Annotated in this window: 14 protein-coding genes and 1 pseudogene; 5 read left to right on the top strand and 10 right to left on the bottom strand. The window is 39.5% G+C overall.

All coding sequences use genetic code 11. From position 1 onward, the window contains the following. The first annotated feature begins 227 nt into the window (after nt 1-227). The 5 genes and pseudogenes from H0Z31_01685 to H0Z31_01665 all read left to right on the top strand — a co-directional run bounded on the left by H0Z31_01685 (nt 228) and on the right by H0Z31_01665 (nt 6,410). Nucleotides 228-1,322, top strand: a complete 1,095-nt coding sequence (locus H0Z31_01685) for a CotS family spore coat protein (protein ID MBO8176146.1) — start codon at nt 228-230, stop codon at nt 1,320-1,322. 2 nt (nt 1,323-1,324) lie between these two features. After that, nucleotides 1,325-2,503, top strand: a pseudogene (locus tag H0Z31_01680) (glycosyltransferase family 4 protein). A 455-nt stretch (nt 2,504-2,958) separates the two neighbouring features. Beyond that, on the top strand, nt 2,959-3,843 hold the full coding sequence (galU, locus tag H0Z31_01675; protein ID MBO8176145.1) for a UTP--glucose-1-phosphate uridylyltransferase GalU: 885 nt from the start codon (nt 2,959-2,961) through the stop codon (nt 3,841-3,843). A 131-nt stretch (nt 3,844-3,974) separates the two neighbouring features. Next, nucleotides 3,975-5,294 (top strand): UDP-glucose/GDP-mannose dehydrogenase family protein, encoded by a 1,320-nt coding sequence (locus H0Z31_01670; protein MBO8176144.1) that lies wholly within the window; start codon nt 3,975-3,977, stop codon nt 5,292-5,294. 231 nt (nt 5,295-5,525) lie between these two features. Further along, nucleotides 5,526-6,410: a diacylglycerol kinase family lipid kinase gene (locus H0Z31_01665; GenBank protein MBO8176143.1), complete on the top strand. Its 885-nt coding sequence runs from the start codon at nt 5,526-5,528 to the stop codon at nt 6,408-6,410. Between the two features lie 115 nt (nt 6,411-6,525). Here H0Z31_01665 and H0Z31_01660 read toward each other — a convergent pair whose 3' ends face one another. The 10 genes from H0Z31_01660 to raiA all read right to left on the bottom strand — a co-directional run bounded on the left by H0Z31_01660 (nt 6,526) and on the right by raiA (nt 17,837). Further along, complete coding sequence (locus tag H0Z31_01660; GenBank protein ID MBO8176142.1) at nt 6,526-7,719, bottom strand: peptidoglycan DD-metalloendopeptidase family protein; 1,194 nt, start codon at nt 7,717-7,719, stop codon at nt 6,526-6,528. Between the two features lie 114 nt (nt 7,720-7,833). Next, a complete protein-coding gene (locus H0Z31_01655; GenBank protein MBO8176141.1) occupies nt 7,834-8,727 on the bottom strand; it encodes an ABC transporter permease in 894 nt (297 codons plus the stop codon). Further along, a complete protein-coding gene (gene ftsE / locus H0Z31_01650; protein MBO8176140.1) occupies nt 8,717-9,403 on the bottom strand; it encodes a cell division ATP-binding protein FtsE in 687 nt (228 codons plus the stop codon). Before ftsE ends, H0Z31_01655 begins: the two co-directional genes overlap by 11 nt. 309 nt (nt 9,404-9,712) lie before the next feature. Beyond that, entirely contained in the window at nt 9,713-10,048 is a 336-nt protein-coding gene (locus H0Z31_01645) for a cytochrome c (protein MBO8176139.1), read from the bottom strand. A gap of 52 nt (nt 10,049-10,100) precedes the next feature. Beyond that, complete coding sequence (locus H0Z31_01640) at nt 10,101-10,967, bottom strand: YitT family protein (GenBank protein ID MBO8176138.1); 867 nt, start codon at nt 10,965-10,967, stop codon at nt 10,101-10,103. A gap of 374 nt (nt 10,968-11,341) precedes the next feature. Then, entirely contained in the window at nt 11,342-11,566 is a 225-nt protein-coding gene (locus tag H0Z31_01635) for a hypothetical protein (protein MBO8176137.1), read from the bottom strand. 269 nt (nt 11,567-11,835) lie between these two features. Continuing rightward, nucleotides 11,836-12,937, bottom strand: a protein-coding gene (gene prfB / locus H0Z31_01630; GenBank protein MBO8176136.1) for a peptide chain release factor 2 whose coding sequence is annotated in 2 segments (ribosomal slippage) — nt 11,836-12,864 and nt 12,866-12,937 — 1,101 coding nt in all. Because the reading frame shifts where the segments join, the coding sequence is not laid out codon by codon here. A gap of 70 nt (nt 12,938-13,007) precedes the next feature. Continuing rightward, nucleotides 13,008-15,515, bottom strand: coding sequence for a preprotein translocase subunit SecA (gene secA / locus H0Z31_01625; protein MBO8176135.1), 2,508 nt, complete (start codon nt 15,513-15,515; stop codon nt 13,008-13,010). A gap of 406 nt (nt 15,516-15,921) precedes the next feature. Next, entirely contained in the window at nt 15,922-16,968 is a 1,047-nt protein-coding gene (locus H0Z31_01620) for an SEC-C domain-containing protein (protein ID MBO8176134.1), read from the bottom strand. Nucleotides 16,969-17,282: 314 nt separating this feature from the next. Beyond that, nucleotides 17,283-17,837, bottom strand: coding sequence for a ribosome-associated translation inhibitor RaiA (gene raiA, locus H0Z31_01615; protein MBO8176133.1), 555 nt, complete (start codon nt 17,835-17,837; stop codon nt 17,283-17,285). Between the last annotated feature and the right edge of the window lie 178 nt (nt 17,838-18,015).

Below are 18,015 nucleotides of genomic sequence, written 5' to 3'. Positions count from 1 at the left end.
CAATTGTTTATAAGAAATAAACACCTAATTCGGCAGAATGTAAGACCCATGGATGCTAAAAAAGATTTCAAATTCATAGGTGATACACTTTACAAGATATTGATACTAAGTAAACGATGTGGTAACCGAAATGTCTAGATTAAAAGATAAATAGCCTTTCGATAATTTAAATCCTCGGCCAGTTTATTCAAGAGGAAGATTCTTTTTTATTTTTTAGGAGGGATAGTGTGGAGAATATTTTAATCGAACCATGGGAAGTGGATGAGTCCACTCATGAGTTTTTTATACCTGACTATATCAACAAGCTAGCAGATCAAGTACTAAAGCATTATGATTTTTCAGTAAAGAGCATTCAGGTAGTTACAACGAAACCTGATAAAGGGGGCGCTATTTGGAAGCTTGAAACAAGCACTGGGCCGAAAAGCTTAAAGCTGTTACACCGAAGACCAACTAGGAGTTTATTTAGCTTGGGAGCTCAGGAATATTTAGTTGATGTTCGGCAGGCAAGAGTACCACCTATTGTAAAGACAAAGGATGGAACAAATTATGTTGAGGCTGGTGGAAAGCTATGGTTTGTCGCAGAGTGGATTGAATCATTAACACCTGTAACAAAAGATTTAGAGGGAGCCAAACTGCTTTGTTCCGCCCTCGGCGAATTTCATCGATTAAGTAAGGGCTATGTCCCCCCTCACCAAGCGGAAACAGCTTCAAGATTGCACAAATGGCGAAGAAATTATGAAAAAATCATTCTAAAAATGGATTGGTTTCGAAACATTGCCAAAGCTTATAACGATCTGCCTGCAAGTTCTTACTTATTAAATGTGGTAGATGAATTTGAAGCACAAGCTCGAAAAAGTCTAGAACGACTGGATCAATCTAGCTATTTTGAATTAATCAAACATGGCAATGCGTATTGGGGCTTAGTTCACCAGGATTATGGCTGGTCTAACGGTCAAATGGGTTCTAATGGGATGTGGATTATAGACCTTGATGGTGTAGCTTTTGATCTACCGATTCGTGATTTAAGAAAGCTAATTACTGGAACTATGGCAGATTTATATAGGTGGGATACAAAGTGGATCAGGGAGATGATTAAGGCCTACCATAAAACAAATCCAATTTCTCCTCAATTATATGAGATTCTTATGATTGATTTATCACTGCCAAACGAATTTTATAAAAATATAAAAGAAGTCGTGTATGAGCCAGAAATATTTCTCAATGAACAAACTACACAATTAATTCAAACGATTGTCGAAACCGATCAGTCTAAGTGGCCTGTATTGGAAGAAATACAAAACGACTGGAAGGGGATGGAATAAACATGAAGATTTTAATGATTTGTACTGAAAAACTCCCTGTTCCTCCCGTATTAGGAGGGGCAATCCAAACTTATATTTCTGGTATTCTTCCACATTTAAGCAAATTTCATGAAATTACGGTTTTAGGAACTAGTGATCCATCACTTCCAGATGAAGAAACGATAGATGGAATTCATTATGTACGTGTACCAGGAAAAGTATTCGAAATATATCGAGAAGGTGTTGTTCAATATATTGAATCAAACAACTTATTTGACCTCATCCACATTTTTAACCGTCCACGCCTTGTCATTCCTGTCCGTAAGGCAGCGCCTCATTCTAAAATTACCTTAAGCATGCACAATGATATGTTCAATGTTGAAAAAATCGATCCAGAGGAAGCAACAGCAGCCTTAGAAGAAGTTTCAAGTATTGTAACAGTCAGTGATTATGTAGGTAATGTCATACGTCAACTCTATCCACAGGCTTCGTCAAAAATACGCACGATTTATTCTGGTGTAGATACCGAGAGATTTTTACCTGGAAGTCATCCAAATATGCAAGAAATTCGCCATGAACTTCGAAAAGCATATGGTTTAGAGAACAAAACGGTAATTTTATATGCAGGAAGGCTTTCGCGTAATAAAGGGGTCGATAGGTTAGTTCGAGCGTTACCGGAGCTTTCAAAAAAATTTAAAGATTTAGCTCTAGTTATTGTAGGAAGTAACTGGTTTAGCCAAAATCACATTACCGATTATGTTGCTTACGTACGAGCATTAGCCAAAAAACTGCCAGTGCCAGTTATAACAACAGGCTTTGTTGCACCAGATAAAATACAATATTGGTTTGCTGCAGCTGATTTATTTGTATGTACTTCACAATGGCAAGAACCACTTGCTCGGGTACATTATGAAGCAATGGCTGCAGGTCTTCCAATCGTAACAACAGCACGGGGTGGTAATCCAGAAGTCATTCTGTTAGGAGAAAACGGTTTTGTTGTAGAAAACCCTGAAGATCCCCGTAATTTTGCGGAAAAAATCACCCAAATTTTATCTGACAAATCCTTGATGAAAAGAATGGGAGAAAAAGGAAGAGAACTTGCGATTTCCCAATATCAATGGGATCGAGTCGCATCCGAACTACTAGAAGTTTGGACTCAAGCGATTCATACGACCTCAACATCAGTTATTGAACAAGATCGTACTGAACAAATAAGTACAGATGAAATAAATAACACAACAGTAGAAGTACCAGATAATGTAATAGCAATTCCAACGACACAAGTGGACGAAAAGGCAGTTATTCAACAAGATCGTACTGAACAAATGGGTACAGATGAAATGAATACCACAGAAGAAAAAGAACTGGAAAATGATGTAGCGATTAAATACTCAATGACAGAAGAGGACGAAATGGAAGTTATGGAACAAGATCATGCTGAGCAAATGGATACAGATGAAATGAATAGCTCAGAAAAAAAAGAACTGGAAAATGTAGTAGCGATTAAATACACAATGGTAGAAGTGGACGAAGAAGCAGTTAGAAGATGCATATGGTATTCCAACATTTATGATGGGTGGAAATATGCGCGATAGGTTTCCAACCTAATAGTGTATGTTTTGGTAAATAGATTAGGTTAAGAGGGGAGGTCGGAGTGATGATTCGAAAAGCTATCATACCGGCAGCAGGGCTGGGTACAAGGTTTCTTCCTGCAACAAAGGCATTACCAAAAGAAATGCTTCCAATTGTAGATAAGCCAACCATTCAATATATTGTCGAAGAGGCAGTTGCCTCTGGGATTGAAGACATTATTGTGATAAGTGGCCGCAGTAAGCGTTCGATTGAAGATCACTTTGATAAATCGTATGAGTTAGAAGAAACTCTTTTTAAGAAAAACAAACAAATGTTACTAAAAGAAGTACAAAAGATTTCAAATCTGGCTAATATTCATTATATCCGTCAAAAAGAACCGAAAGGCCTTGGGGATGCAATTTATTGTGCGAAAAGTTTCGTAGGCAATGAGCCATTTGCTGTATTGCTTGGCGATGATATCGTCAAGTCTTCGAAGCCTTGTTTAAAACAATTAATTGAAGTATTTAATCATTATCATTCATCAATAGTAGGCGTTCAGCAGGTTGAAGAGGATGAAGTTTCGAAATATGGAATTATAAAACCAAAAGGCAATGAGATAGAAGAAAATCTCATCAATATTGAGACGTTAGTGGAAAAACCCAAAAAAGAAGAGGCTCCTTCTCGCTTTGCCATTATGGGACGCTATATTTTACGACCTGAGATTTTTGATATTTTGAAAGATTTACCCCCAGATTCCAGCGGAGAAATTCAATTAACAGATGCAATTAAAATAATGAATCAGTCTCAAGCAGTTTTAGCCTATCATTTTCACGGCAGGCGCTATGATATCGGGGATAAGGTCGGCTTTATTCGTGCAACTATTGATTTTGCTTTGCAGCGCCCAGACTTACAAGAAGATATTTTAAAGTATTTAAAAGAAGTGATTGTCCAAAAAGAAGCAAGCAGTTAGAACATAAGCCAATGGACATGAGATGCCCCAAAGAGTGATATATATCTTTTCATTCGATATAGGTTATTATCATTTCGGTTGATAAGTGTACACCACCAGAGGTACCAATTAGTAGAAAGCGAGGTGATCTTATGAATATAGCAGTAATCGGGGCAGGCTATGTAGGAACCACCACCGGTGTAGCTTTTGCTAACTATGGACACAAAGTATTCGTTATCGAGCAGGACCAGGAAAAATTAAAAAAGTTAAGAAAGTCAATTCTCCCTTTCTATGAAGAGGGGATGGAGGAGTTATTAAAAAAACTTATTGCCAACGGAAATCTTTTGTTTTCCCATCATTTAGAGGAAATTATCGATCAATGCGAAATTTTATTTATTACAGTTGGTACTCCTTCCTTACCGAACGGAGAAGCAGAATTATCCTATGTGGAAGAGGCGGCAAGACAGATTGGAAGATGGATGAACGAATATAAAGGAATCGTCATCAAGAGTACTGTTCCAATAGGCACGGGTGAAAAAATAAATAAGATTATAAAAGCTGAACTAAAAAAAAGAAACGTGGAGATTTCTTTCGATCTCATTTCGAACCCAGAATTTTTACGAGAAGGAAAGGCATTACACGATGCTCTGTATCCTGAACGAATTGTAATCGGCTGTGAAACAGAGAAAGCCCAAAAGTTGATGAAAGAGTTGTATAAAGAGTTCAACTCACCAATTGTGTTTACAACAATCAAAGATGCTGAAATGATTAAGTACGCATCAAACGCATTTTTAGCTACGAAAATTTCGTTCATTAATGAGCTAGCCCGACTTTGCGATAAGATTGGGGTAAATGTTATTCAAGTAGCAAAAGGTATGGGGTTGGATAGTAGGATTGGTCCTCAATTTCTTCAGGCAGGAATTGGGTATGGAGGATCATGCTTTCCTAAAGATATAAAAGCATTGCTAGCATTGGCTACTGCAGAGAAAACCCCCTTGCAAATCCTTCAAGCAGTATCGGATGTGAACCAAACACAAACACAATGGTTTATGGAAAAAGTGAAGAAAGCATTGAGCACTCTAACCGAAAAGCGTATTGCGGTACTAGGACTTACGTTCAAACCACAAACTGACGATATAAGAGAAGCATCCTCACTAAAAATCATTCATTACCTCCTTCAAAATAATGCTTATATTACTGCATACGATCCACAAGGAACAGAACATGTTAAAAAGATTTATCCTACCATTAGCTATGCCAAAACCCCAATTGAAGCATTAAAAGAAGCAGACGCTGTATTAATTGTAACGGAGTGGAAAGAAATCATTGAAATCGACTGGCAAAAGGCAAAAAACATATTATCTCAACCATTTATATTCGATGGCAGAAATTGTCTAAATTCATCTGCTATGCATAAATTAGGTTACCATTATGAGGGAGTTGGTATTCCAAGCTTTGATGAAAGTACTTAATGGGAAAAATCCTGAAGCCAAGGCTTGGCTACTCGTGTATCTCATGAATTGCTGAATGGATCCTTCATTTATACTAAAGATCTTTCCTTTAACTTCACAAATGAAGCTGTTAGAATATTTTCCTTATCATAGGGAAAAATTGTTATTAAAAACATACCATGTTATGACCATGCTCCATAAAACGTTCTGTAAAACTTTCACCATATCTAATAAAAAGGAAAGATCGATCATATGTATTATTTTATCGTCAATAAAACCTCTGGTAACGGTAAAGGACTAAGAGTTTGGAAAAAGATCGAAAAATTGCTTCAAGAGAAACAGGTAGATTATCAAGTGCGGTTTACCGAGCGTCCAAAACATGCAGTAGAAATCGCTAAAATGGTATCCTCTGAAAAATGTGATGCTGTTGTTGCTATAGGCGGAGATGGTACAGTCCATGATGTTGCAAACGGGTTAATTGATTCCAATATTCCTTTAGGTGTTATTCCCGCAGGATCAGGAAATGATTTTGCAAGAGCCCTAGAGATACCAATGGACTATAATAAGGCCTTAGAACGTATTTTAATGGGAAAGCAAAGAAAAATAGATATCGGAAGAATTGGTAGCGAATACTGCATCACTGTAACGGGGATTGGTTTTGACGGTAACGTCGCCCATGTAAATAATACTGCTAAATATAAAAAGTGGTTGAATTCCATTCGATTAGGTGAGCTTTCGTACGGTCTTAGTTTCTTGCATGTTTTATTAAAATATCGTCCTGTTAACATTGAATTAAAGATTGATGGGAAAAGCCTAGTATTTTTTAATGTATGGTTAATTGCCATTGCCAATATCCCTAATTACGGCGGAGGCATTAGAATATGCCCAGATGCTTGTTATCATGATGGGCTTTTTGACATTTGTATTGTACACAACATGACGAAATGGAATCTGTTACTCACTTTTCCAAGAGCGTTTAAAGGCAAACATGTTTTACATCCTGGTGTAACTATGATCAAAGGAAAACATGTAGAAGTTACGTCTAAATTACCGGTGATTGTACAAAGCGACGGAGAGCCCCTTACGGAAACACCAGTGAATATAACCATTCAGAAAGAGGCATTACTGATCATTTAAAATAGTCAAGGCCTTCTTTTAATTACTTTTTGATTTTGTCAAGCGTCCCATTAAAGTTAGCCATAAAAATACACAACTTGCAGTGTTGGCAAGTTGTGTATTTTTCATTTTATGATTAGAAATTAATATATTTCCGCGGATCTACCGCATTTGATTTCGAAGCGTTCCATTCACCTTCGTGAATCTCAAAGTGTAAGTGTTGGCCAAAGGAATGGCCGGAGTTACCCATGTACCCAATTTTTTGCCCTTTAGATACGACGGCTCCTGTTCCGACTAGACGGCTAGATAAGTGTGCATAGACCGTTGTATAAATTTTTCCATTAATCGAATGCGTGATAAAAATAACCTCTCCGTAGCTACTAGAATAATAGGAACGAAGCACAACCCCATCTGCTGCCGCTACAATTGGAACAGTACCACTTTTCGCAATATCAACCCCATAGTGGAAGCTTCCCCAACGGTGACCAAAGTTAGAAGAAACGTACCCTTCTGATGGACGCATAAACAAGCCAGGCGTCACTGGTGGTGTTCCACTGGTTCCACTAGATCCACTGGATTGCTGTTGTTGTTTAGCTAATTCTTCAAGGCGTTTCTTTTCTAACTCAATCGCTTTTTGGACAGCCGATTTTTGAGCAGCTAATATTTCTTTTTCTTCTTCAAGTTCCATTTTTTGATGCTCTAGTTGTTGTTCTTCTTTTTGAAGCTGTTTTACTAGCTTGTCCTTTTCGGCTTTTTGCGTCTCGAATTGAGCTTTCATATTTTCTAATTCGGCACGCATGTTTTCAAGTTCATTTAATTTGTTCGTTACTTCTGCTTTCTTCGCTTCTAAATCCGCTTTATCTTGTTTATGCTGTTCAATAATCTGATTGTCAGCTTCCATAATGGTAGCAATCGCACTAACGCGGTCAATAAAATCACTAAAGCTCTCTGCACCTAAAAGGACATCTATGTAACTAATTAAACCACCTGATTCTTGCATTGAACGAGCACGGTTTTTTAACAAGTCATTTCGTTCATTTATCCGATTCTTTAATACTTCAATTTCTTGCTTTAACCGTTCAATTTCTGCTTTTGTTTCATCGATTTGAACTTCTTTTTCATGGATCTTTTTAGTCGTATCCGAGATTGCTAGGTCAATACGTTTAATTTCTGCTTCAAGCTGTTGTTGTTCTTGTTGAAGGTGGGAAATTTGATCTTCTTTTTCTTTAATATTTTTCTCGACTTCTGATTCTTTACTTTCGATTTGCTTTTTTTGAGATTTTAAGTCTGATAGTTTAGAGGCAAAAGCCTCCTGATGACTAGCCATCATCGTTCCAAAAGCTAGAACTGTTGCTAAAGACACCGACAGAATTGAACGCTTCTTCAACGGTTAAACCCCTTTCTACTACTCTCCCTTTTTTCTAAAGCGAGAACTCGTTCGCTTCTATATTTTCAAGAATTTACGAATGGACATCATACTGCCCCATGCACCGATTAAAGCCCCCATTGCGATCAGTAAACCAGCAAGTTGGAACACAAATGGAGAGAATTCTAATATTTGAATAAAGTGATTTTCGAGTCGTGGTGATAAATAGTCATAGACGTAATGGTACGCCGTTGTAACGACCACGATTGGGATAATGGACCCTAATATTCCCAACCAAAGACCTTCAAGGAAAAATGGCCAACGAATAAACCAGTTCGTTGCCCCTACCAGTTTCATAATTTCAATCTCTTTACGACGCGCAAAAATCGTAATTTTAATGGTATTAGAAATTAAGAACATGGCAGTAAATAAGAGTCCGATAATTAACCCTAAGCCAACGTTACGGCCGATTTTTAATGCGCTAAAAAGGCGTTCAATTTTTCCTTCGCCATATCGTGCTGAATCGACAAAATCGAACGTCTCTATTTGCTTGGCCACAACTGGTGTATCAGTCGGATTTTTCGTTTTAACGATAAATACATCGTAAAGAGGGTTTTCTTGTTCAAATAAACGGAAAATTTCTCCGTCTTCCCCAAGGTTTTTAATTAAGTTATTTAACTCGTCTTCTTTTGACGAGTAGGTCACCGATTTCACTTTTGGAATTTGTTCTATTTGATTTCGTAGCTTGGCTTGGTCTTCTTCCGTTGCGGTTAAATCAATGTGTACACGAATTTCAACATCTTTTTCAATATCGGAAGCGATTTTATTCATATTCATCATTAGGACGAAAAACACACCAACAAGTAAAAGCGTCACGGTTACGGCACTGATGGATGCGAACGTCATCCAAGCGTTTCGTCCTAAGCTTTTAAAGCTCTCTCGAAAATGGCGCTTAAACGTTCTAATTTTCATAGCCGTAATCCCCCCGCTGCTCATCGCGAACAATGCGCCCGTTTTCTATGGCAATAACCCGATGACGAATCGTGTTCACGATTTCTTTGTTGTGTGTGGCCATGACAATGGTTGTTCCGCGGTCATTAATTTCTTGAAAAATGTTCATGATTTCCCACGATGTTTCCGGGTCTAAGTTCCCGGTAGGCTCGTCCGCGATGACCACCTTCGGCATATTGACGATCGAACGAGCAATTGACACCCGTTGTTGTTCACCACCGGATAGCTCTGATGGCAACATACGCGCTTTATGCTTTAAACCGACTAAATCAAGAACTTCTAAGACACGTTTTTTAATATTCTTTGGATTTTCTTCAATAACTTCCATGGCAAACGCGACATTTTCAAACACCGTTAATGTCGGCAAAAGTTTAAAGTCTTGGAAAACAACCCCTATATTCCGACGGAAAAATGGAACACGGTTTTCTTTTAGCTTGGTCAAATTGACACCATTCACCATAATGGTGCCTCTTGTTGGTTTTTCTTCACGATACATCATTTTGATAAACGTTGACTTTCCAGCACCACTGGGGCCAACGACATAAACAAATTCCCCTTGTTTAATGGATACATTAAAGCCATTTGCAGCCATAATTCCATTAGGGTATTGTTTATATACATCTTGCATTTCTATCATTGTTTAATCACCTTAATCTTTTCTATGTATCTATATAAAATGAATGGTTACGTCAAAATTCGTCAACTTTAGACGTCATTCTTATTATAACATTGGAATCGCGTATTTTAATGAAAATTTATATTACAGTTTCTTTTCAAATTTCATCATAAAATGAAATCTTTCGTACCGAAATTCCCTTATTACTCGGGAAATATCGACAGGAAGGAAAAAATGTGAAAAATAAAAAAATCGACACGAACCATCGTATCGATAGAAAAAAGCGGGCTGGTGTAATTTTTATCCAGCCCATCTTTATAAATCACGATATTATTTATTATTCGCTAACCATTCCGCCACAGCTTCAGCTTCATCGTCATTAATAATTCCTGGTGGCATAGACCCTTTACCGTTGTTAATAACGTTTAAAATTTCATCTTTACTTAATTTTGCTCCAATTTTTTCAAGAGCTGGGCCGAAACCACCTTCTAGGTTTCCACCGTGACAGCTGGAACATTTTTGATTATAAATTTTTTGAGCATCCCCCACACTTGTAGTTTCAGTGGTTCCATCGGATGTTGTTCCTTCGTCTTGACCCCCACCACATGCAGCAAGACCGAAGACAAGGGATGTACCTAACATGAATCCTAGTAGCTTTTTCTTCATCACTTTCTCCCCCATTTTTTAAAGATAGTAGCTCATATAAATTATAGCAATTCTACGCCCGCTTGAAACCCTCGCCAAGAACCTCGGAAGCGTCCATAACTACAACAAATGCAGTCGAGTCAATGTTTTTCACCACTTGTTTCAATTTTGTGAATTCTGTTTGATCGACCACACAGAGTAATACTGGGCGTTCATGGTCCGTATATCCGCCGTATGCTGATAGTTTTGTCACACCTCGGTCAATTTTATGCAAAATTTCTTGGCGAACTTCCTTTTCTTTATTCGTAATAATCATCGCCATTTTGGATCGCCCGAAACCGACTTGAACAAAATCAATCGTTTTACTTGTCACGTATAAACCTATTAGTGCGTATAACCCACCTTCGATATCAAAGACGATAGCTGCTGAAAGGACAATTAATCCATCAATAATCGCCACCGATGTTCCTAAAGAGAGCCCTGTAAATTTTGTAATAATTTGGGCCGCTAAATCCGTTCCTCCAGTGGATGCTTTTCCACGAAACGTTATGCCTAAGCCAAGGCCAACACCGATGCCCCCAAACAAAGCACCAAGCAGCTGATTTGTTGTCCACGGTTCCCAATCGTTCGTTAAAAAGACGACAAACGGTAAAAAGAGCGTCCCTACAAGTGTTTTTACTCCAAACTGCAAACCTAAAATAAGCAGGCCTGCAATAAACAACGGAATATTGAGCGACCATTGGACGAAAGCTGGCTCCCATCCAAATAACGCATCTAAAATCGTACTAATTCCACTTACTCCACCGGAAGCCACGCGGTTAGGAAGTAAAAAGACGTTAAACGCAATGGCTACAATAGCTGAACCAATAAGGACGTATATGTATTCAATCAATTTTTCCATCTTCGGTGATAATGTGATTGGTTCCCTTCTACGATTCATAGCTTCTCCTCTTTCCCTGTCAAATCATGCCGATTGAGAGTATAGCATGAGGGCTCTTGGTTGTAAATGACAGCTAGATAACGCATTAACGTGATGAACGGCTAAAAATGAAATTCGTTTTGTTCCCTTAGACGAAAATGTACTATTTATTATTATTGGTGATGTTCATACGGAACATGCGCGGGGAAGGCGGGGTTCATATTTTGGAGGTCCCATTGCGGTATTTATGTTTCTGTTGGACCGGTTTTACATTCATTTATCGTATTATACTTTCTGTTTCATCAATTTACTTTACGTTCCTGCTGATTACTTTCTGTTGGTTTGATTTTACTTTCCGTTCGGTGCTCAATACTTTCTGTTGAGCCAATTTTACTTTACGTTCGGTGCTCGATACTTTCTGTTGATCCAATTACTTTACTTTCCGAACCGATTACTTTCTGTTGAGCCAATTTTTCTTTACGTTCCGTGACGATTTCTTTCTGTTGAGCCGATTTTTCTTTACGTTCGGTGCTCAATTCTTTCTGTTGAGCCGATTTTACTTTACGGTCCGAACCGATTACTTTCTGTTGAGCCAATTTTACTTTACGTTCGGTGCTCAATTCTTTCTGTTGAGCCGATTTTTCTTTACGTTCCGTGACGATACTTTCTGTTGAGCCGATTTTTCTTTACGTTCGGTGCCGAATACTTTCTGCTGATCCAATTACTTTACTTTCCGAACCGATTACTTTCTGTTGAGCCGATTTTACTTTACGGTCCGAACTAATTACTTTCCGTTTAACCGATTTTACTTTCTGTTTAACTGAAATGATGTTCTGCTACGAACAAAAATTAAAGCTACCTATCTCCTAACGATAGGTAGCTCATTAGTTTACTTTAAGCGAGAACGTAAATAAGCATCAATAAAGATGTCGATTTCACCGTCCATCACGGCTTGAACGTTTCCGACTTCCGTATTCGTACGATGGTCTTTTACTAGAGAATATGGATGGAAGACGTACGAACGGATTTGGTTACCCCAACCGATCTCTTTTTGTTCACCGCGAAGTTCAGCCAGTTCTTTTTCTTGCTCTTCAATTTTCTTTTGGTAAAGTTTCGCTTTTAGCATATTCATCGCTTTTTCGCGGTTTTTAATTTGCGAACGTTCGGACTGACAGGTCACGACAATACCCGTTGGAATGTGGGTAATTCGAACAGCAGAGTCCGTCGTGTTGACGTGCTGACCACCGGCACCAGAAGAACGATACGTATCGACTTTAATATCTTCCGCGCGAACTTCGATTTCGATCTCTTCGTTGAACTCTGGCATAACTTCGCAAGATACGAAAGATGTATGGCGACGGCCTGAAGCGTCAAACGGTGAAATGCGTACGAGGCGGTGTACCCCTTTTTCTGCTTTCAAATATCCGTACGCATTGTGACCTTTAATTAAAAGCGTCACGCTTTTAATACCCGCTTCCTCACCAGGTAAATAATCGAGCGTTTCGACTTTGAATCCTTTTTTCTCCGCCCAACGCGTATACATCCGAAGCAGCATGGAGGCCCAGTCTTGTGACTCCGTACCACCCGCACCTGGATGAAGCTCTAAAATCGCGTTATTTTTATCATACGGTTCGCTTAATAAAAGCTGTAGCTCAAATTTATTCAAACGTTTGATTAATTCTTTTAATTCGCTTTCGAGCTCCGCTTTTAACTCTTCATCGCTTTCTTCTTTTACTAATTCGTACGTGAGCTCTAAGTTTTCTTGTGTTTCTGATAAGTCTTTGTATTCGTTCACTAAATCTTTTAATCCATTCGCTTCACTAATAATGGATTGCGCTTTTTGTTGATCGTTCCAAAAGTCCGGAGCGACCATGATTTGCTCGAGTTCAGCTATTCGAGCTTCTTTCGTATCGAGGTCAAAGAGACCCCCTAAAATCCGCTAATCGCTTAGCTGTTTTCTCAAGTTCGTTCTTAATTTCGAACAGTTCCATGCTGATCACCTCTAAAAAATGTATTTTCATCATAAAGAGAGGCTGACCCCTGAGGAGTCAGTCCTCTCCATTACGCTAGTTTACCATGACAATGTTTGTATTTTTTCCCGCTTCCGCACGGGCAAGGGTCGTTGCGTCCAACGTTCGTTTGTTTACGAATTGGCTTCCGCTTCACATTACCGCCGTCTTCTTTCGGATTCACCGCATGCCCTTTCGCGACTTCTTGGCGTTTTAAGTTATTTTGGATTTCAGCTTTCATTACGTATTTTGCCACATCTTCTTCAATAGCAGCAACCATATTTTCGAACATGGCAAAACCTTCGTTTTGGTATTCACGAAGCGGATCGATTTGACCGTACGCGCGCAGGTGAATACCTTGACGTAAGTGATCCATCGCATCGATATGGTCAATCCATTTCGTATCGACCGCTCGAAGAACGATGACTTTTTCAAACTCGCGCATTCTTTCGCCTAAAATTTCTTCTTTTTCATCGTAACGAACTTTTACTTTTTCTAAAATGAGGTCAATGATTTCCTCCGCATCTTTTCCTTCAAGGTCTTGGACGGTAATGTCTCCTTCAGGAAGTAGGTTCGCGTTGACGTAATCAATAATTCCTTGAAGATTTACTTCTTCATCGTCTTGCGTCGCCATATGTGAATGAACCGTACGCTCCACGACCGATTTAATCATATTTTCTACGATGTCGCGAAGGTTTTCCGCTTCTAACACTTCGTCGCGCTGTTTATAAATGATTTCACGCTGTTGACGAAGGACATCGTCGTATTGGAGCAGCTGCTTCCGGGCGTCGAAGTTGTTACCTTCTACCCGTTTTTGCGCTGATTCCACCGCGCGTGTCACCATTTTACTTTGGATTGGCTGGGAGTCATCCATACCAAGACGTTGCATCATCGCTTTCATATTGTCAGAACCGAAGCGGCGCATTAACTCGTCTTCCATGGACAAGTAAAATTGTGTCACACCCGGATCTCCTTGACGACCCGAACGACCGCGCAACTGATTATCAATACGGCGAGACTCGTGGCGTTCCGTACCAATGACGGCTAATCCGCCAAGTTCTTTTACACCTTCACCTAATTTAATATCCGTACCACGACCAGCCATGTTAGTTGCAATCGTCACCGCACCTTTTTGACCAGCTTGGGCGATAATTTCCGCCTCACGCTCGTGGTTTTTCGCATTTAATACATTATGCCGGATACCACGTTTCGTTAACATTTTCGATAGTAATTCCGAAGTTTCAATCGAAACCGTACCAACGAGCACCGGTTGTCCTTTTTTATGACGCTCAACGATATCTTCCACGACCGCTTTAAACTTACCTTCCATTGTTGCGTATATTAAATCCGGACGGTCGTCACGAATGACTGGTTTGTTAGTTGGAATGACGACAACTTTCATGTTGTAAATGTTCCGGAACTCTTCTTCTTCCGTTTTGGCCGTACCTGTCATACCGGCTAGTTTTTCATACATACGGAAGTAGTTTTGGAACGTAATCGTCGCCATCGTCATGCTTTCGTTTTGGATTTCTAATCCTTCTTTAGCTTCAATCGCTTGATGAAGACCGTCGCTATAACGACGCCCTTTCATTAAGCGACCTGTAAATTGGTCAACAATGACGATTTCGCCGTCTTGGACAACGTAATCGACATCGCGATGCATACTTACATGGGCTTTTAACGCTTGGTTAATATGATGGTTGATCGTAACATGCGTGATGTCAAACAAGTTGTCGATACCGAAGTATTTTTCTGCTTTATTAATCCCTTCTTCGGTCAGCTGAACACCTTTTGTTTTCTCATCGTACGTGTAATCGACGTCTTTTTTCAGCGTGCGTACAAACGCATTTGCCTGTAGATAAAGCTGTGTCGATTTTTGAGCCGTACCAGAAATAATGAGCGGTGTACGTGCTTCGTCGATTAGGATGGAGTCAACCTCGTCAATGATAGCAAAATGAAGCGGACGCTGTACTTTATGTTCTTTATAAAGCACCATGTTGTCCCGTAAATAGTCGAAGCCAAATTCGTTATTCGTTCCGTAGGTAATATCCGCTTCGTATGCTTTTTTCTTTTCTTCTTTAGATAAGCCACTAGCATTGAGGCCAACGGTTAAGCCTAAAAATTCGTACAGACGGCCCATTTCAGTTGCGTCACGGCTCGCTAAGTATTCGTTCACCGTCACGACGTGAACCCCTTTTCCAGTAAGGGCGTTCAAGTACACCGGCATCGTCGCTGTCAGAGTTTTACCTTCACCCGTTTTCATTTCGGCGATATTTCCTTCATGAAGGGCAATACCACCCATCAGCTGCACTTTATATGGATACAAGCCTAACACCCGACGAGACGCTTCCCGAACAACAGCAAACGCTTCAACGAGCAAATCATCAAGCGATTCACCTTGCTCGTAACGCTTTTTAAATTCTGTCGTTTTTTCGCGAAGCTGCTCATCCGTCAAGCGTTCCATGTCGGACGATAACGCATCGATTTGATTCGCAATTTTTTCTAAACGATTGATTTCCCGCTTATTGGGGTCAAACACTTTATTTAATATACCAAGCATGAAAGACGCTCCTTTATTCCTTCTTCGTACGAACTATTCGTAAAAATATCGATTCCTTACCTATTTAATAATACCACTTCTCACGGAAAAGTGACAACTTATGGGATATCCGGGCTAGAGGTAAGGTGCGAGCAAAAAAAATGAATTCTATAACGTGAAATAACTAAAGGAGCAGCAGCTTACTTGGTAGGCCGTTTTCTGAAATAGGTCCTGTTTTGCAGTTGTGATAATACCTTTTGCAGTTTACAATTGTTCTTTTGCACTTAATATAAAATCTTTTGCAGTTTGCATCAGTTTTTTTGCACTTGTCACAATTTCTTTTGCACTTTCCGCCACTTGGTTTGCACTTGTCACAATTTTTATTAAAAAAACAGCCTTTCATCATGAAAAGCTGTTTACCAATTGATTATGAAGATAACGAAGCGACTTGTTCCGCAACAGCTGCGTCCATTTCTTTACGACGCTGTGAGATACTATTCGGTGATACCCCAAATCGTTCCGCGAGTTCTTTTTGCGTAAAGGTAGGCAAGTCAAATGCTAATGATTGCAGGAGATAGTACGTGGCTGCGACATACAGTTTCGGGTTGCGAATAGTTGGTTGAACTTTTTTACTGAACACGTTCCATAAAAGCACACCGAAATCGGACGCATCTTTGGAGCCACCTACTTCTTGTATGAATGCTTGCAGGTCGTCCCCAATTTCTCTATAAATCTCTTTTTCCCACTCGTACGTTGGCTGCTCTTCTTCTTGAGAAGCATTTTCTTTTTCCGCTAATTTCGTAAACACATCGTCGATAAACGTTAAATAATGCTCACGGAAATACGATTGAACGTCTCCTTCATACGCAGCGATCTGTTCTTTTAAGTATGGCACCGCCACATCAGCCACTTCTTTAGGGAAGTCGTAGCCGAAGATATAGAATTTATATGTCTCTTCGTAAGGTAAAAGTACCCCTGTTACAAACGTATGTGGCTGGAACGAACGATTTTTATATTGTACTTGATATGTTTCGTTCGATAACTCATCTACCATCGTAATATGAGTATCGGTCACTTCTTGAATCATCCCGGCTACAAAGAGCGCTTCTTTCCACGATTCGACAATCGCCTTCGTGCGCGGACGGTGGATCGTTGGAAGTTGATACTCGACAAAGGATTCCAAAATCGTCGTTCCCTTCGATTCATACGCCGTTGTAAACCAAATATCAAACAACAGGACCGAGTTCATTTCGTTTTCGCGAAAGACACTCGTTTTTCCTTCCACTTCCCGGAACAGTTTCTCCCGCTCGTTACGGTAATGGGTGTACATGTAACGATATAACTGTTCCTCTTGCTTTTCGATTTCTTCATAAATGACGTCCATGATCGAAACGACGCCGTTTTTCCCACAACATTTTTTATATTTTTTTCCGCTCCCACAAGGGCACGATTCATTCCGACCAATTTTTGACATATATATCCCTCCTCATCGTTCACTCTGTATGTAAACTCCAACGGTTTGGGGCATACAGGAAAACTTCCATCAGTGGTCTTCAACGGATGGTTAGTTGAACCAATCGGACCTTTATGGACTTTTTTTCCCCACCTTGAGGTGAGGGTTATTGCCCGTTAAGTATGGGATAAAAAAAGACCATTTTCCATCTTAACACGAAATGGCCAGGACGAATAGTACGGAATTTTTTAACGGCACAAAAAAGACCCCATAGCCAATAGCTACGGGGCCAACGAGAGGATATGGTGATTCGTAAAGTTAGACTTGGTTAAAGGTTAATTTGTTTCAATTAACCCATATTTTCCATCTTTACGACGGTAAACGATGTTCGTTTGGTTCGTTTCCGCATCCGTGTAAACAAAGAAGTTATGGCCAAGGAGGTTCATTTGTAAAATTGCTTCTTCGCTATCCATCGGCTTCAAATCAAATTGTTTCGTGCGAACGACTTCTAGCTTGTCTTCTTCCTTCTCCTGATGGTTGGCGGAAACATCATCGACATTGGTAAATAGTTCTTTTGGACTACCTTTTTCACGAAGCTTACGATTCACTTTTGTTTTATGCTTACGAATTTGACGTTCTAATTTATCCGTAATTAAATCAATCGCTGCATACATATCTTCATGTCGCTCTTCCGCCCGTAACACGAGGTGAGGAAGAGGAATCGTAACTTCCACTTTAGATGTTTTATCTGGATACACTTTCAAGTTCACGTGTACGTTGGCATCTGGAGCATGAGAGAAATAGCGTTCTAACTTTTTGATCTTCTTCTCTACGTAATCACGAATAGCTGGAGTTACTTCAATGTTTTCGCCACGAATGTTGTTATTCATCATGCGAACTCCCCCTTTAGTAAAAGCTATGTTATTATATTTCTCTTTTTCTTAAAATAATCCTGCTTAATCTTTCAAAAAATTTTGTCAATTTTTTGACCAATTTGTGGAGAAATGGTGAAAACCGTTATATTGACGGCACTTTTAATAAGGGAAAGATAGGGGTAAAAAAGAAGCT

Origin of the sequence: Bacillus sp. (in: firmicutes) (assembly GCA_017656295.1) — a bacterium.
Taxonomy (GTDB): Bacteria; Bacillota; Bacilli; order Bacillales; family JACDOC01; genus JACDOC01.
The sequence above is the reverse complement of the archived record's forward strand: the minus strand, read 5'-3'. Positions and strand labels throughout refer to the sequence as shown.

Excerpts from the sequence above, each read along its gene's own strand:
- H0Z31_01670 (MBO8176144.1), top strand. The coding sequence starts at position 3,975 with ATGAATATAGCAGTAATCGGGGCAGGCTATGTAGGAACCACCACCGGT.
- galU (MBO8176145.1), top strand. The coding sequence starts at position 2,959 with ATGATTCGAAAAGCTATCATACCGGCAGCAGGGCTGGGTACAAGGTTT.
- H0Z31_01665 (MBO8176143.1), top strand. The coding sequence starts at position 5,526 with ATGTATTATTTTATCGTCAATAAAACCTCTGGTAACGGTAAAGGACTA.
- H0Z31_01640 (MBO8176138.1), bottom strand. The coding sequence starts at position 10,967 with ATGAATCGTAGAAGGGAACCAATCACATTATCACCGAAGATGGAAAAA.
- H0Z31_01645 (MBO8176139.1), bottom strand. The coding sequence starts at position 10,048 with ATGAAGAAAAAGCTACTAGGATTCATGTTAGGTACATCCCTTGTCTTC.
- secA (MBO8176135.1), bottom strand. The coding sequence starts at position 15,515 with ATGCTTGGTATATTAAATAAAGTGTTTGACCCCAATAAGCGGGAAATC.
- ftsE (MBO8176140.1), bottom strand. The coding sequence starts at position 9,403 with ATGATAGAAATGCAAGATGTATATAAACAATACCCTAATGGAATTATG.
- H0Z31_01660 (MBO8176142.1), bottom strand. The coding sequence starts at position 7,719 with ATGATGGCTAGTCATCAGGAGGCTTTTGCCTCTAAACTATCAGACTTA.
- raiA (MBO8176133.1), bottom strand. The coding sequence starts at position 17,837 with ATGAATAACAACATTCGTGGCGAAAACATTGAAGTAACTCCAGCTATT.
- H0Z31_01620 (MBO8176134.1), bottom strand. The coding sequence starts at position 16,968 with ATGTCAAAAATTGGTCGGAATGAATCGTGCCCTTGTGGGAGCGGAAAA.
- H0Z31_01655 (MBO8176141.1), bottom strand. The coding sequence starts at position 8,727 with ATGAAAATTAGAACGTTTAAGCGCCATTTTCGAGAGAGCTTTAAAAGC.